13 protein-coding genes are annotated in these 14,446 nt (G+C 69.7%); 6 read left to right on the forward strand and 7 right to left on the reverse strand.

Annotated features, from left to right (window positions below):
* Positions 1–38: 38 nt before the first annotated feature.
* The 3 genes from IE198_RS18640 to IE198_RS18655 are packed head-to-tail and all read right to left on the reverse strand — an operon-like array spanning position 39 to position 2,610.
* A complete protein-coding gene (locus IE198_RS18640) occupies positions 39–443 on the reverse strand; it encodes a RidA family protein (RefSeq protein WP_189887905.1) in 405 nt (134 codons plus the stop codon).
* Positions 440–1,204 carry an IclR family transcriptional regulator gene (locus IE198_RS18645; RefSeq protein WP_189887907.1) on the reverse strand — a complete coding sequence of 255 codons (765 nt, stop codon included), beginning with the start codon at positions 1,202–1,204 and terminating at the stop codon, positions 440–442. The genes IE198_RS18640 and IE198_RS18645 overlap by 4 nt, the downstream gene beginning before the upstream one ends.
* The gene (locus IE198_RS18655; RefSeq protein ID WP_229834070.1) at positions 1,201–2,610 is read right to left on the reverse strand and encodes a sugar kinase; all 1,410 of its coding nucleotides are present in this window, start codon (positions 2,608–2,610) and stop codon (positions 1,201–1,203) included. Before IE198_RS18655 ends, IE198_RS18645 begins: the two co-directional genes overlap by 4 nt.
* 128 nt (positions 2,611–2,738) lie before the next feature.
* Between IE198_RS18655 and IE198_RS18660 the strand changes: the two genes are divergently transcribed.
* The 4 genes from IE198_RS18660 to IE198_RS18675 all read left to right on the forward strand — a co-directional run bounded on the left by IE198_RS18660 (position 2,739) and on the right by IE198_RS18675 (position 8,141).
* Positions 2,739–4,013 carry an amino acid deaminase gene (locus IE198_RS18660; protein ID WP_189887910.1) on the forward strand — a complete coding sequence of 425 codons (1,275 nt, stop codon included), beginning with the start codon at positions 2,739–2,741 and terminating at the stop codon, positions 4,011–4,013.
* 124 nt (positions 4,014–4,137) lie between these two features.
* On the forward strand, positions 4,138–5,793 hold the full coding sequence (locus IE198_RS18665) for an N-acyl-D-amino-acid deacylase family protein (RefSeq protein ID WP_189887912.1): 1,656 nt from the start codon (positions 4,138–4,140) through the stop codon (positions 5,791–5,793).
* Positions 5,794–5,943: 150 nt separating this feature from the next.
* Positions 5,944–6,666 carry a sugar nucleotidyltransferase gene (locus IE198_RS18670; protein WP_189887914.1) on the forward strand — a complete coding sequence of 241 codons (723 nt, stop codon included), beginning with the start codon at positions 5,944–5,946 and terminating at the stop codon, positions 6,664–6,666.
* 776 nt (positions 6,667–7,442) lie between these two features.
* On the forward strand, positions 7,443–8,141 hold the full coding sequence (locus IE198_RS18675) for a collagen-like domain-containing protein (protein WP_189887916.1): 699 nt from the start codon (positions 7,443–7,445) through the stop codon (positions 8,139–8,141).
* 477 nt (positions 8,142–8,618) lie between these two features.
* Here IE198_RS18675 and IE198_RS18680 read toward each other — a convergent pair whose 3' ends face one another.
* Positions 8,619–9,893, reverse strand: coding sequence for a glycosyltransferase (locus IE198_RS18680; protein WP_189887919.1), 1,275 nt, complete (start codon positions 9,891–9,893; stop codon positions 8,619–8,621).
* Positions 9,890–10,474 (reverse strand): tetratricopeptide repeat protein, encoded by a 585-nt coding sequence (locus tag IE198_RS18685; RefSeq protein ID WP_189887922.1) that lies wholly within the window; start codon positions 10,472–10,474, stop codon positions 9,890–9,892. The genes IE198_RS18680 and IE198_RS18685 overlap by 4 nt, the downstream gene beginning before the upstream one ends.
* An 859-nt stretch (positions 10,475–11,333) precedes the next feature.
* Here IE198_RS18685 and IE198_RS18690 point away from each other — a divergent pair.
* Positions 11,334–11,582: a chaplin gene (locus tag IE198_RS18690; protein WP_189887926.1), complete on the forward strand. Its 249-nt coding sequence runs from the start codon at positions 11,334–11,336 to the stop codon at positions 11,580–11,582.
* Positions 11,583–11,765: 183 nt separating this feature from the next.
* Here the strand turns inward: IE198_RS18690 and IE198_RS18695 are convergent, their stop codons facing one another.
* Positions 11,766–12,266 carry a DUF5949 family protein gene (locus tag IE198_RS18695; protein ID WP_189887928.1) on the reverse strand — a complete coding sequence of 167 codons (501 nt, stop codon included), beginning with the start codon at positions 12,264–12,266 and terminating at the stop codon, positions 11,766–11,768.
* Positions 12,267–13,184: 918 nt separating this feature from the next.
* Here IE198_RS18695 and IE198_RS18700 point away from each other — a divergent pair.
* On the forward strand, positions 13,185–13,484 hold the full coding sequence (locus tag IE198_RS18700; RefSeq protein WP_189887931.1) for a hypothetical protein: 300 nt from the start codon (positions 13,185–13,187) through the stop codon (positions 13,482–13,484).
* Between the two features lie 219 nt (positions 13,485–13,703).
* Here IE198_RS18700 and IE198_RS18705 read toward each other — a convergent pair whose 3' ends face one another.
* On the reverse strand, positions 13,704–14,348 hold the full coding sequence (locus IE198_RS18705) for a vitamin K epoxide reductase family protein (protein ID WP_229834071.1): 645 nt from the start codon (positions 14,346–14,348) through the stop codon (positions 13,704–13,706).
* Between the last annotated feature and the right edge of the window lie 98 nt (positions 14,349–14,446).

Consider the following 14,446-nt stretch of genomic DNA (forward strand, 5'->3'; position numbering starts at 1 on the left):
GAGGGCCGCCGTGCCGTGGAACTGCCGGTACAGAGGGATCAGTCCAGTACTGCCAGGGCGTCGATCTCGATGAGCAGGCCGGCCGGAAGGCCGACGTAGACCGTCGTACGGGCGGCGGGGTCCACCGTCAGATCGGCGAAGTACTCGTTGTAGATCTCGTTCATCTCGGCGAAGTGGTCCACGTCCGTGAGGTAGACGCGGATCATCATCACGTCGTCCCAGCTCGCGCCGCCCTCCTCGAGGATCGCCTTGACGTTGGCGAAGGTCTGGAGGGTCTGCTCGCGCAGGGTCGGTCCGGCCGGGGTGGGCGCCCGGCCCGGCACGGCGGGCAGGAAGCCGACCTGGCCGGCGACCTGAAGGATGTTGCCCTTGCGGACACCGTGGGAGAACCTGGCGGGCGGCGCGGTGTGGGTGCTCGGGGTGAGGGCGGTCTTTTCGGTCATGCGCGTCCTTCCTGTCGGGGTGCCTGTCCTGAGTACTCCCGGGTGATCACGTCGGCGGTGCGGCGCACCAGCGGGAGGAGGGCGAGGAGTTCCTCGGCCGTGACGACGACGTTCGGTGCCGACACCGACATGGCGGCGACGACCCGTCCGTCCGCGCCGCGGATGGGGGCCCCGATGCAGTTGATGGACTCCTCGTGGCCACCCAGATCGGTGGCCCAGCCCTGTTCGCGTACGGTCGCCAGCTCCTTGAGGAACGCGGCGGCGTTCGGGATCGAACGGGACGTGTACATGGGGAAGTCGAGCTTCTCGGCGAGTGCGCGCCGCTCGGCCTCCGGCAGATCGGCCAGCAGCAGCTTGGCCACGGCCGCGACGGTGATCGCGACGGGCTTGCCGATACGGGAGTACATCCGCACCGGGTAGCGGCTCTCGACCTTGTCGATGTAGAGGACCTCGCTCTCCTCGTACACGGCGAGATGGACGGTGTGCCCGATCTGCTCGTTGAGGGCGACGAGATGGGGGTGGGCGATCTCGCGCACGTCGAGGTTCTCCACGGCCTCCTGCGCCAGCGCGAACAGGCGGGCGCCGAGCCGGTAACGCTGGTCCTGCTGACGGTAGACGAGGCCGTGCTCGTGAAGTGTGCGCAGCAGTCGCAGCGCGGTGGACTTGTGCACGCCGAGGCGGTCGGCGACCTGTCCGAGGTCGGCCGGCCCCTCCGCGAGCAGCGGAAGGATGCTCAGTGCGCGGTCGACGGTCTGGCTCATGGCGTACGTACCTCCTGGTCGTCCCCGTGCCCTGTCCACCCGGGGCCGAGGTGCAGTCTCCCCCAGGCGTCGTCGTCCAGGGCCACCAGCCGGTCGGCGTGGGCGGCGGCGGGCGGCGCAGCGAGATCCCCGGGTGCGGTGAGCGCGGCGGCGGCCCACAGATGCCCGTGCCGCAGCCGCTCCTTCATGGGCAGCGCGCGCAGCGTCGCGGCCAGGAATCCGGCGGCGAAGGCGTCCCCCGCACCGACGGGAGCGGTGACGGTGACGCGGGGGGCGGGGGCATGGGTGACGGTGTCGGCGGCGGGGGGTGCGGCGTCGGGGGCGACGCTGCACGGAGCCGTTCCGCTGCGCGCCGGCCCCCTGCGCCTGGCGGCGTGGGTGGTACTCCCGTCCCCAACCGCGCCGGGCTCCGGCGCCCTTGCCGCACTTGGCGCGGTGTCCGGCGTCGTCGCAGGGCGGGCTGGATTTCGCTCCGCGAAATCAGCCCCGCTCGGGGTACTCCCACTGCGCCAGGCGGCGTGGGAGGCACCCCCGCCCTCGGCCGCCGGGCCGCAGGGGGAGTTCGAGGCACAGGGGCCCGGTCGTGGTCCCCCCGGGCCGCCGGGCGCAGAGGGAGCCCCCGGAGACGGGGTCCGGGGCGCAGCGCCGGTTTCGGCAAGGGGCGGGGAGGACAGAGCGCCACGGGCGAACGCCACCACACCCGCCGCGCCCCGCTTCACGACCAGCACCGCGGGCTCATGCAGCGCCTCCCGTACCGCGTGCGCGCCCCGCACCCCCCACGCCTCCTCCGCCTCGTCCTCCCCGACGAACACGATGTCCGCGCCCTGCGCCAGGTCCAGCAGGACCCGGGCCTCTGCGGGGTCACGCCACAGACCGGGACGGTGGTTCACGTCGAACGAGACGAGAGGGCGGTCCTCCCGCCGAGCCATGAGGTCGCGCATCAGGTCGAGGCAGTCCGGCGACAGCGCGGCCGTGATGCCGGAGACGTGCAGCACCCGGCCCGACCGCAGGACGTCGTACGGCGCGGTCGCCGGGGACATCGCCGACGCCGCCGAACCGGCGCGGTAGTAGACGACCTCGTGCGCGTCCGTCGCACGGTCGGTCGCCGTGCGGAAGTAGACGCCCGTCGGGCGCGAGTGGTCTCGCGTCACCGCCGAGGTGTCGACCCCGTATGCGCCGATGGCCTCGACCAGGTGCTCGCCGAATCCGTCCGCGCCCACGCGCCCCACCCAGCGGGTGCGGTGGCCCGCCGCCGCGAGCGCGCAGGCCACGTTGGACTCCGCGCCGCCGATGCCGCGCACGAACGACGGCACATCGGCCAGGCGCCCTGCCCGGGTGGGCAGGAACGTGACCATGGACTCGCCGAGACAGACGACGTCCACGGGCCCGTGCACGCTCGCGGTCATGATCGCGGGGGCTCCTCGCTGGTCGGTCGCCGAACCCATTGACCCGGCGTCGGCTCGGATGTTAGACAGCGACAAGCGAAGTACGCAATGAGCGTTGCATATGATGCAACACCACGGAGGAGGCTTCCATGGCAGCCGACAACGCCGTCGCACGGCTCGCCGACGAACCGGTCGACCACCGCTTCAAGGCGCTCCCGCCCGACGCGGCCGGCCTCACCGTCGGCGAGCTCGCAGCCTCTCGCCGCAATCTCTTCACCGGCGGCTTCACCACCCCTGTCCTGGCCCTGTCCGCCGAGTCCGTCGAGCACAATCTGGTCCTGCTCGAGACGTACTCGCAGCGGCACGGCCTCGCCTTCGCCCCGCACGGCAAGACGTCGATGTCCCCCCAGCTCTTCGCCCGCCAGCTGGAGCACGGCGCCTGGGGCATCACCGCGGCCGTCCCCCACCAGGCCCGCGTCTACCGCGCATACGGGATCCGGCGGATCTTCCTCGCCAACGAGGTCGTCGACGCGGCCGCCCTGCGCTGGATCGCCGGCGAACTCGACGCCGACCCGGAGTTCCGTCTCATCTGCTACGTGGACTCCGTCCGCGGCGTCGAGCTGATGGACGAGGCCCTGCGCGGGGTGTCCCGCCCGCTGGACGTCGTCGTCGAACTGGGCGCGGGCGACGGTGCCCGGACCGGGGCCCGCACGGAGGCCGACTGCGCGGCCGTCGCCGACGCCGTCGCCGGCACGGCGACACTGCGTCTGGTCGGCGTCGCGGGCTACGAGGGAGAGGTCCCGCAGGCGGACGCCGAGCGCGTACACGACTGGCTGCGCCGGCTCGTCGCGCTCGCCGCGGACTTCGACAAGGCGGGGCGCTTCGGCGCTGCGGAGGAGATCGTGATCAGCGCCGGCGGCAGCGCATGGTTCGACGCGGTCGCCGACGTCTTCGCGGACGTCCCGGAGCTGTCCGCCCCGGTCCTGAAGCTGCTCCGCTCCGGAGCGTACGTCTCGCACGACGACGGCCACTACCGGCACCTCACGCCCTTCAACCGGGTACCGCACGAGGGTGCGCTGCAGCCCGCGTTCCGGCTGTGGGCGCAGGTCGTCTCACGGCCTTCGGCCGGGCAGGCCTTCGTCAACGCGGGCAAGAGGGACGCCGCGTACGACCTCGACCTGCCCGAGGCCCAGGTCGTCCGCGCCGCCCGCACCGGCCGGACCCGCCCCGCCGACGGCATCACGGTGACCGGCCTCTCCGACCAGCACGGGTGGCTACGGACGGCGCAGGGGGCGGAGTTGGAGGTCGGCGACTGGGTGGGGATGGGGTTGTCACACCCGTGCACGTCGTTCGACAAGTGGCAGCTGATCCCGGTGGTGGAGGCGGACGGCACGGTGACGGACTTCATCCGCACGTTCTTCTGACCCTGCGCGGCGGCTTCCCCGACCGGCCCTCCCCGCTGCACCGATGTGCGGCCCGGCCCCGCAGCGGCCACCCCATGCCGGCCGCACCAGCGCCCCCGCCCTCGCCCCCCGAAAGGCGCCCCCCATGGACCTCGTCATCCGCGACGCCCGCGTCATCGACGGCTCCGGCGGCGCCTCGTACCGTGCCGACGTCGGTGTCGGGGACGGCCGTATCGCCGAGATACGCGGCCCCGGCCGCCGCCCCGCCCTGTCGGGCAAGCGGGTGCTCGACGCCGGCGGCCTGGCCCTCGCCCCCGGATTCATCGACATGCACGCCCACTCCGACCTCGCTCTTCTCCGCGACCCGGAGCACACCGCCAAGGCCGCGCAGGGCGTGACCCTCGAGGTCCTGGGCCAGGACGGGCTGTCGTACGCGCCGGTGGACGACACGACGCTCGCCGCCGTGCGCAAGGCCGTCACCGGATGGAACGGCGACGGTTCGGACATCGACTTCGACTGGCGCACGGTCGGCGAGTACCTGGACCGGCTCGACCGGAACTTCGGCGGACAGGGCATCGCGGTCAACGCCGCGTATCTGATCCCCCAGGGCACCGTCCGTATGCACGCCATGGGCTGGGAGAACCGGCCGCCCACGGACGCCGAGCTCACCCGCATGAAGCAGCTCGTGGCCGAGGGCATGGAGCAGGGCGCGGTGGGCATGTCGTCGGGCCTGACGTACACGCCCGGCATGTACGCGAACGACTCCGAACTCGCCGAGCTGTGCCGGGTCGTCGCGCGGTACGACGGCTACTACTGCCCGCACCACCGTTCCTACGGCGACCGTGCGCTCAAGGCGTACGAGGAGATGGTGAACCTGACCCGCGAGGCCGGGTGCGCCCTGCATCTCGCGCACGCCACCATGAACTTCGGCGTGAACAAGGGCAAGGCACCCGATCTGCTGGCGCTGCTGGACGACGCGCTGGACCGCGGCGCCGACATCAGCCTCGACACCTACCCGTACACCCCCGGCTGCACCACGCTCGTGGCGATGCTGCCGAGCTGGGCGGGCGAGGGCGGACCCGACGCGGTGCTGGCGCGGCTTCGGGACGAGGAGACCGCCGAGAAGATCAGGCGCCACCTCGAGGTCGTCGGCTCCGACGGCTGCCACGGCGTCCCGATCGAATGGGACACCATCGAGATCTCGGGCGTGAACGACTCCGCGCTCGCCGACCATGTCGGCCGCACGATCCGGCAGACGGCCGACGAGCGCGGCGAGGCACCATGGGTGACGGCGCGGCGGCTGCTGATCGAGGACCGGCTCGGTTCGACGATCCTGCAGCACGTCGGCCATGAGGAGAACGTGCGGCAGATCATGCGCCACCGGGTCCACACCGGCGGCAGCGACGGCATCCTCCAGGGCCACAAGCCGCACCCGCGGGCGTACGGCACGTTCCCCCAGTACCTCGGCCGGTACGCACGCGATCTCGGCATCCTCTCGCTCGAGGAGACGGTCGCCCATCTGACCTCGCGGCCGGCGGCCCGGCTGCGGTTGCCCGACCGGGGTCTGGTGCGCGAGGGATACCGGGCCGACCTGGTGCTGTTCGACCCCCGAACGGTGGCGGCGGGCTCGACGTTCGACGAGCCGCGCACGCTGCCGGTCGGCATCCCGTACGTGCTGATCGACGGCCGGTTCGTCATCGAGGACGGGGCCCGTACGGACGTGCTCGCCGGCCGGGCCCTACGCCGCACGGCCTCCCCATGGCCTCAGGCACAGCCGTCCCCCTCTCCGGAACTGCAGTGAGGCGGCGGATTCGAGAGGTCAACTCGTAGTCGGCAGATACGACATCACGGCCCAGAGAAATACCTTCTCGCCGGGACCACCTCTGCGCACACCACCTGCTCTCCGCATCGGAGCCGCCGGATTCACGGGCAGTTCATCTATGGTGATGCCATGCGAGGAATTCTGCTGGCCGGCGGCACCGGCTCGCGACTGTGGCCGTTGACGCCGGCCGTCTCCAAACAATTGCTGCCGGTCTTCGACAAGCCCATGATCTATTACCCGCTTTCCACGTTGGTGATGGCAGGGATCAGAGAAATTCTGATCATCACCACTTCCGGGGACCAGTACCAGTTCCGCCAGTTGCTCGGCGACGGCAATCAGCTGGGGCTGCGGCTGGAATACGCCACGCAAGAGCGTCCGGCGGGCATCGCTCAAGCCTTCGTACTGGGTGCCGACTTCATCGAAGGCGAATCGGTCGCCCTGATCCTGGGCGACAACATCTTCCACGGCAGCGGCCTCGGCACACAGTTGACCAACCATGACGAGATGGAGGGCGGCAGGGTATTCGCCTATCAGGTCGCCAATCCCGAGGCCTACGGCGTGGTGGAGTTCGACGAGCTGGGCCGGGCACTGTCCATCGAGGAGAAACCGGCCCGGCCCAGGTCCCGGTACGCCGTGCCCGGACTGTACTTCTACGACAACCATGTCGTGGACATCGCCCGGAGCCTGCGGCCCAGCGGGCGTGGTGAGTTGGAGATCACGGACGTCAACCGCGTCTATTACGGCGACTATCTGCTGGGACTTCTGAAGGACTTCCGACCTGCCGTCACGCGCCAAAGGGGGAGGGAATCGCTTCGGAACGAACTGCTGCGAGCAGGACCGGCTCCCACGTGATCCCCCCGAGCGCGTGCCCTCGCTCGGATGCGAACGGCAGCCCGAGCACGGTCACCCGATCGGCACCGGGCCTGCACGGCGCATCCCGGCAACGGCCCCGCACTACCGCGCCCGTTCTTCCAACAGTCCACACAAGGCGGTTGACTCGCGCCGTGGCCGCATTCGACCCAAGTAGCCGAGAAATGCGGCCGCTTGGACTCGCCCAGCACGACCTCTTGGCTTCCCTGGTCCTCCCACGAGACTGGTGCCGGTCCGATCCGGACCCGCGGAAAGGCGGAACCAGGAGATCGCCGCCGCAGAACAAGGAATGAACCCAAGGCTGCCGCTGCATGGCCCGGAAATCCTCACCCAAGGCCCCTCTCCACCTGATCGACCTGGAAACCGAAGAACCCGGCCCGCCGACCGAGTTTTCACCGCCCCGCCTGAAATCGCATCACCGAATGGCCGTCGGTCCACCACGCCCGCGAATGTGCCCTGCCTTGACAACCCCATTGGCCTGCTCTGCCGGCGCGTGCGAGATTTCGCGGCCGCTCGGGTGATCCTCGTCCGCGACACGGGCCGAGTTGTGATCATTCGGTGGCGAGGAGTGAAGGATGGCCCTGTCCGTGGCCGTGGGCGACGTGACACGCAGGCGAATCAAGCGCCCTTAAGAAGTGGGCACGCTTGCGGTGTGGTCACTCCAGTTCCGTGAGGAAGGTTCTCTTGTGAGCCGTAAAACGATCCGAAGTTCCCGCATGAAATCCGCAACTCTGGTTTCGGCGGGAACCCTTGCCGTTGTGCTCAATGTTGTCCCGAGCACGACGGCCATCGCCGACGCGATCCAGCGGTCCGGCACCGAGCACAGCATGGGGCTGCCGGGCCCCAATGGCGCCACCAGTGCCGACCGCGACAAGGACCGCGACCGTGGCCCGCAGGGCGAGCGCGGGAAGCGAGGCCCGCAGGGCTACCAGGGACCGCAGGGCTACCAGGGCTTCCAGGGTTTCCAGGGCGCACCGGGTGTGCCGGGTGTGCAGGGCCCGCAGGGTGCGCAGGGTGACCCCGGTGGCCCCCAGGGTGCCCAGGGCGCCCAGGGTTTCCAGGGCGCACCGGGCCCGCAGGGTGACGACGGCGCTCAGGGCGCGCAGGGCGCCGACGGCGCGGACGGCGCACAGGGTGCCCAGGGCGCGCAGGGTGCCGACGGCACCGACGGCGTCGACGGCACCCAGGGCGCGCAGGGCGCGCAGGGTGCCCAGGGCGCGCAGGGCGCTGCGCTGCTTGAGACCTACGTCGTGACCGGAGCCCAGGGGGCACAGTCGACCGCCCTCTGCGGCGCTGACGACGTCGCCACCGGCGGCGGATACCAAGGGTTCCAGGACGTCGTCCTGCTCACCGTCAACGTCTCGGAGAGTGCGCCGGTCGGCGACCCTGCCACTGGCTGGCAGGCCAGCGCGACCGTCGGTGAGGTCGTCGCCTTCGCCGTCTGCCACGACGCGTAGGACATCGCGGGAAGGAGTGGGCGGTGCCCCGAGGCCTCGGCCTCGGGGCACCGCCCACATTCTGTGCCCGCCGAACACCTCCACCGGGTCAAACCGCCCCGTCAACCTGCCGTTCTACGTCCCGCACCGACAAACAGGTGCGGCTGCACCCATGGGCGGCCGTTCGCGTACCACTGCTTGGATCAGCCATCGGCGGCCGCGTCGAGCTGGTAGACGTGACGCGGCAGACGATCTTCCTCCCAGGGTGGCACGGCGATGGGATCCGATGCCCGTGATCGATGAGAACTGACGGCATGCGCCGGCAAGGGCCCGCGCCGCACCATGCTGTACGCACCGCACGTCGCAATGGCCCCGCCGAAGACGGGGCATTGCCTTGTGTCGATGACGTGCGTATGCCCTCACGCCGTCCGACACGAAGGCGCCCGGCAGGAGCTGACAGCCCGCCGGGCGCCTTGCCGGACATGTCCTGGGCCGCCCCTAGACCCGCAGCGGTCCGCCGCACCGCGCGGCGCCCTCCTTCACCGCGATGAGGTTCGCCACGACGTAGGAGATGTTGTTCTTGGAGTGCCAGTCGGTCGGGTAGTAGGTGACCAGCCGTGAATTCTGGAATCGTGCCTGGATCTCGGGCACGAAGGTCCGGTACTGGTTGTCCGTGTAGTACCAGAAGGAGTTCTCGTTGTAGAAGGCGACGTGCGTCGGATCCTGGTACGCGCCGCGGCCGTCGGCGCTGGGCGTCATGGTGAGGAGCATGCCCCCGGGTGCCAGCAGCCGGTACAGCTCGTTGATCAGCGGCACCTTGGCGGGCACGTGCTCGAGGAAGTCCACCGCCCGCAACAGACCGACGGAGCCGTCGGGCAGGTCCAGCTTCCCGGGCAGGGTCGCGACGATGTCGACGCCCTCTCCCGGGTACTGGTCGACCCCCAGGTAGCCGGGCGGCTTCCGATGGGCTGCGCCGAGGTCCAGCGCGTACAGTCCGCGACGCTGGGTCCAGGCCAGGGCGTTGGCTTCGATGTACTTGTCGTACAGAGCGACCGTCTCACGCTGGATGTGCGCGTTGATCTCCGGATCGCGCTGCGTGTTCGCGGGGTGGATCCGCTGGAGGTACAGGCAGCGAGGAATGTGGTGGAAGTCGCCGGCTTGGAAGAGGCGGCACATCAGGTCCTGGTCGTCCAGTACCGTACGGGTGGCGTCGTATCCGCCGACCTTTTCGTAGACGTCCTTGCGGAACGCCCGCACGTGGTTGGGCGCGTACCAGATGTACGAGACGTTGTGCGGCGTCGGAGCCATGGACATGGCCTGCATCAGTCGGCGGCCGTCGACGTCCACATCTTCGTACTGCCAGCCGTGCGCCTCGTTGAAGCGGGTCTCGTCGCGCTTTCCGTCTTCGGTGATCTGCGCGGTGTTGCTGTAGACGAAAACAGCGTCGGGATGAGCGTCGAATGCCTCGGCGAGCTCCGCCAGGCACCCCTTCGCCAGCAGATCGTCGTGGTCGAGTTCTACGAGGACCTCTCCACGCGCCAGTTCACAGGCCCTGCGTTTGGCCGCCCCGACGCCGTGAATTTCGTCCGCAATCTCCACGCGGACACGCTCGTCGGGGCGCTCCGGCCGCCACCGGGCGCCGTTGTTGAGCAGGACGATCCACTCCCAGTCCGCACAGGTCTGCGCCTGCAGGGACGCCAGGCAGTCATCAAGGAAACGCGGCCTGTGGCTGGGAGTGAAGACGGAGAACCTCGGTGTCGCAGTCGACGTCATCTGGTGGTACCTGCTTGGCTCGTTGACGGTGATGGGCTTACGGAATCCTGGAACGATTCCGGGACGAGAGGGTGCAGCTTGGGATCGGTCTCAACGGCACGACGGAAAGCGTCTTCGGCCTCGTCGTCGCGACCTTGCTTCGACAGGGCCCGCCCGAGGCGCAGGTAGGCCGTGGAGGCCTTCGGGTTGGCAGCGACAGCACGCTTGAGAAGCGTGACGGCCTGGTCGGGGTCGCTCGACTCGAGCAGCACCGCCTCGTTGAAGAGAGCAGATGCGAATTTCGGATCGATCTCCAAGGCCTTGTGGTAGGCCTCGCGCGCATCAGCCGTCCTGCCGTCGCGCTGTGCGATGACACCCAGGTTGTACCAGGCCAGTTTGTTTTCCGGATCCAGTTCCAGAACGCGCCTGAACGTGCGTTCCGCCCCGGAGAAGTCCTGGTACTGCGACTGCATCAGGCCGGCCTGCACAAGTGCCTGCGCCTCAGAAACGGTCTGGGTCGCCGACTTGGCCTCGGATTCCGGGTTCGTGGCCGGCTGGGAAAGAATCGCCCATGCCGTTACCCCAACGGCGACCATCGCCATTACGGCGAACCCTGTCCACAATCGACTACGTTTCACTTGGTCACATCTCATGGAGTTGGTGTGGGAAGGGATGGATCCGGCCGATGTCAGGTGGCTGACACGAGGTCTCGACAGCGGTGCCGACGAGAACGGAGTCCGAACCCCCGTCATTGTCACCAAAGTTACGAGGTGACCGTTATGACATCACCCGTTGTCGGGCACTTGGGCCACACATACCACCCGAACGTACGCATCGGAGCACAGCTCGTCAGAGGTGGATGTCGCGAATACCGGCGAATCACAAGGCGCTTGGGCGCCCCTTTCTCATTCGTCCGCTGATAATCCGGCATGTGATCGCTCGCGGGTCGATGTGGCCGTGGGTCGAATGCCAATCCGATGAGCCGACGGTGAAAGCGGCCGGTTCCACCGCCAGTTCACCGGCCCAGGCGTCGGCCGACTCCGCGCGATCGCCGAAGGACCGCTTGCCGCCCTCCAATCAAGGTGCGGCCGCGTGGAGTTGATGGGGGGCGGCGCATTCGCCACCTCGCCGGCCGACTGCCGTCCGAGCCCGGTCTCTCTCGCACGGTGCCGCACAGGCCCACAGCCCGGCGGCCGGGCTGCTGCCCATCGCGGCTTTGCCCGGCCGCGCTCGCCATGAAGTGCGGGGCCTTGGCGACGAGCGCCTGGGCCACCGGTCGGTGCCGTCCTCGACGTTGCCCCTGCTCCCTCTCGTCCGGCGGCGTCCCGCGCAAGGGTGTCGACGAAACCGTTGGTGTCTTACTTTGCGGTGATCCGTTACCGGCGTCCGCTTTCCGCGTTGAACGGGACGTCAAGGCCGCAACACCTGCGGCCGCCTCTATCGTCTTGCAAGGAGAAGTTGATGTCGCGTATCGCGAAGGCCGCCGCCGTTGTCGCCGGCACGGGTGCCATCCTCGTCGGCGGTGCCGGCATGGCCGCTGCCGACGCCGGAGCGCTCGGTACGGCCACCGGTTCCGCGGGTATCGCCTCGGGCAACGTCGCCCAGCTCCCCGTCCATGTGCCGGTCAACCTCTGCGGCAACTCGGTGGACGCCGTCGGCCTGCTCAACCCGGCCTTCGGCAACGGGTGCGCCCTCTCCGACGGCGCCTGAGCACCGGACAGCGGATGAACGCTGCGGCCTCCCCTGTACCACACAGGGGAGGCCGCAGTCCGTAGGAGTGCGGGCCGCGCAGGCCGACCGGTCGATCCCGGCCGGCCGCTGCGACCTGAAACGGACGCAGCATCGGCGGGTGTTGCCCGACAGGGCCGACCGCTGCGTACGGGTCCGTCGCTGTCAGCGTCGTAGCTGGGACACCGGCAGCAGGACGTGGGCCGTGGCGTTGAGCGCTTCTTCGTCGCCGAGGTGTGCCTGCAGGGTCTGCTCGCTGACGGGCAGGCCGGGCTTCGCCTGCGGCCACGCGCGTCCGGAGATCATGAAGTGCACATGGCCCCGCCGTTCGGCGGCCGCCAGCCACTCGGCGGGGACGCGGCACTGCGCGTTCAGATAGGGCATGTTGACGACGGCCTGCCCACCCTGGACGAGCAGTTGGATCGGGGAGACGCCTTCGCCGGTGTGGTCGTGCATGACGTCGCCCGGGGTGAGACCGAGCTCTTCGATCATCGCCAGGGAGGCGGCGGCCGCCGCCTCGCCTCCCCCGGCGCCGTCGCCGAGGGAGTACGCGATCAGATACGGCGTGTCATGACCCTGGGCCGGGTCACCGGTCCAGGCGAGCAGGGCGAGGGTGCCCAACTCGGCTCGATCGACGGTCGTTTTGGGGGTTTTGGCTGTGGTCATGGCTCGGCACCCTAGCGCCCTGCCACCTCCCGGCCGCTGTCCCGTTCACCTGCCCGGGTGAACGGGCCCGGTCCGCACCCTCACCGGGTCCAGCAGCGTTCGACGGTCTCGACGGTCCCAGTGCTGCCATACGGGACGGGCGACGTGAGGCATCTCGAACACCCCTCGTCCGCCCTTGTGTTCGCCGAAGCGGGTGCCACCGACGCCGCCGTGCCGCCGACGCCTGCGGGCTGACTCACTGGGCTCAGCCGCGGGCTCGAAAGGCCGTTCCTCCCGTACCCCGGCGTCCCCGCGTGGCAGTGACCTCCGGTAGCGCGTGCGCGTTGGCCGCGGCATGGCAAGGACTACCGCTCCGGCTCGTTGGCAGCGCGTGCAGACGAGAACGGATCCCGCACCGTCGGCAACGCCGCCCGGCAGCAGCCCGATCTACGACCAGCTGACACGCGAGTGGGCGGCCGCCGGCCGGACCATGCCGGGTCGGCCGGACGGGGAGTGGACACGGCTCATCCTGTTCCCGCCCCCGTCGGCGGAGGAGCAACGGGTCCGCCCCACTCCCCCACCGCCGCGCCGGGGCTGGCTCCACGACCGGCACACCGCGTGGCCCCCGTCCGACGCCGGGCGCCGACCACTGCCGGCAACGGCCAACCGCCCCGGTCCCGGCGGGCCATGGCCGGGCAACGCCTGATGCCACCCCTCAACGAGCTGGAGAGTGCGGCGTAACGCCCGGCGGGGCGCCGAGGAGTGCGGCAACCGGACGGTGGCCGGCCCTGCGGCAATGCCGTCCGTGGAACACGGCGGCGAGCCGCTGCCTCGTTCGCATGCGCGTGACAGGCATGAGAGCGACAGGGTTTCCCGTACGAGGACGGCTCGTTACGCCTGTCGACGGCGGAGAACTCCGCCGGGAAAGGGATACGCAACATGAAGTACTCGAGGGCCGCTGTCATCCTCGCCGGTTCCGTGGCGGCGCTGGGGGCGGCCACTCCCGCGTTCGCCGCCGACCCGGCGGGCATGCCACCCATGAGCCTGAACGGCGGTCTCGGCGAGGTCGTCTCCTCCGTCCCGCAGTTGGACGACGGCACCCCCGCCGTGACCGCCCTTGGCCGGGTGGGCGACGTCGCCACCGACCTGAACACCGTCAAGGGCAATGCGCCCGAGCAGGTGCTGGAGAGTGCCGCCGCGACCACCCCGATGCTGGGCGGTGTCTCGCTCGGCAGCTGATCCGCCCCTGCCCGCAGCGCATCGGAGTCGGAATCGGAATCCGAATCGGCCGAGCGGTACCGGCCGTACGGACCTCAGCGATCCCGGTCCTCGCGGGAACGGCGACTCCACCCGCGGATCGAAGCAGGAGCCCCGGCGCCGTGAGGCCGCCGGGGCTCCTTCGCGTTGCGCTCCGGTACGCCTGCGGCAGCGCTCACGTACGCCTCACTTACGCGGGGATCAGCTCGTCCAGAAGTCCCACCAGCGGGTCAGTACCAGCACGCCGATGATCCCGATGTGCAGTACGGGGAGCACCCAGGTGAACTCGCCGAAGAAGCCTCGCAGCGCGGCCGGGGCGGGCAGGATGCCGTTGCGGACGTTGTGGGAGGTCACGTACCACAGCATGATGGTGGTGGCGACCCACGCCAGCGAGCACCACAGGCACAGAGCGTTGATCTCGTACAGCGACTGGTACTGCAGCCAGGTGCAGAAGACGACGCCGAAGCCCGTGCCGGCATTCAGGCCCAGCCAGAACCACCTTCGGTAGCGCGCTCCCGCGAGCAGCGCCATCCCGATCGCGATCACCATGCCGTAGGTGACGAGTCCCAGCATCGGATTGGGGAAGCCGAAGACGACGGCCTGTTCGCTCTTCATGATGTTGCCGCACGACACCACTGGATTGAGGCTGCAGCCCGGCGTGAAGCCCGGGTCCTCCAGCAGCTTGAACTTGTCGATGGTGATGACCCACGCCGCCAGCAGTCCGGCTGTACCGGTGGTCACCAGCATCCAGGCGAAGGCCCGACTCGCGCCGACCGCCCCGCGGCCGGGTTCCTCGACGGCCCGCCGCCTCCCCCTCTGTTCGGCGGACAGATATCCGGTAGACATAATTGTCATATTGAATTCACCGCTCGTTCGGCCCGATGGATTCACCTATTGTGCCGCAACGGAAAGCGGCATCCGGGACGGAGAATCCATTCGGCAGA

It is taken from the genome of Streptomyces xantholiticus, from assembly GCF_014651015.1.
Taxonomy (GTDB): Bacteria; Actinomycetota; Actinomycetes; order Streptomycetales; family Streptomycetaceae; genus Streptomyces; species Streptomyces xantholiticus.

Coding starts and splice junctions, on each gene's coding strand:
- IE198_RS18670 (WP_189887914.1), top strand. CDS start 5,944: ATGCGAGGAATTCTGCTGGCCGGCGGCACCGGCTCGCGACTGTGGCCG.
- IE198_RS18695 (WP_189887928.1), bottom strand. CDS start 12,266: ATGACCACAGCCAAAACCCCCAAAACGACCGTCGATCGAGCCGAGTTG.
- IE198_RS18680 (WP_189887919.1), bottom strand. CDS start 9,893: ATGACGTCGACTGCGACACCGAGGTTCTCCGTCTTCACTCCCAGCCAC.
- IE198_RS18705 (WP_229834071.1), bottom strand. CDS start 14,348: ATGTCTACCGGATATCTGTCCGCCGAACAGAGGGGGAGGCGGCGGGCC.
- IE198_RS18645 (WP_189887907.1), bottom strand. CDS start 1,204: ATGAGCCAGACCGTCGACCGCGCACTGAGCATCCTTCCGCTGCTCGCG.
- IE198_RS18665 (WP_189887912.1), top strand. CDS start 4,138: ATGGACCTCGTCATCCGCGACGCCCGCGTCATCGACGGCTCCGGCGGC.
- IE198_RS18690 (WP_189887926.1), top strand. CDS start 11,334: ATGTCGCGTATCGCGAAGGCCGCCGCCGTTGTCGCCGGCACGGGTGCC.
- IE198_RS18640 (WP_189887905.1), bottom strand. CDS start 443: ATGACCGAAAAGACCGCCCTCACCCCGAGCACCCACACCGCGCCGCCC.
- IE198_RS18660 (WP_189887910.1), top strand. CDS start 2,739: ATGGCAGCCGACAACGCCGTCGCACGGCTCGCCGACGAACCGGTCGAC.
- IE198_RS18655 (WP_229834070.1), bottom strand. CDS start 2,610: ATGACCGCGAGCGTGCACGGGCCCGTGGACGTCGTCTGTCTCGGCGAG.
- IE198_RS18685 (WP_189887922.1), bottom strand. CDS start 10,474: ATGGCGATGGTCGCCGTTGGGGTAACGGCATGGGCGATTCTTTCCCAG.
- IE198_RS18700 (WP_189887931.1), top strand. CDS start 13,185: ATGAAGTACTCGAGGGCCGCTGTCATCCTCGCCGGTTCCGTGGCGGCG.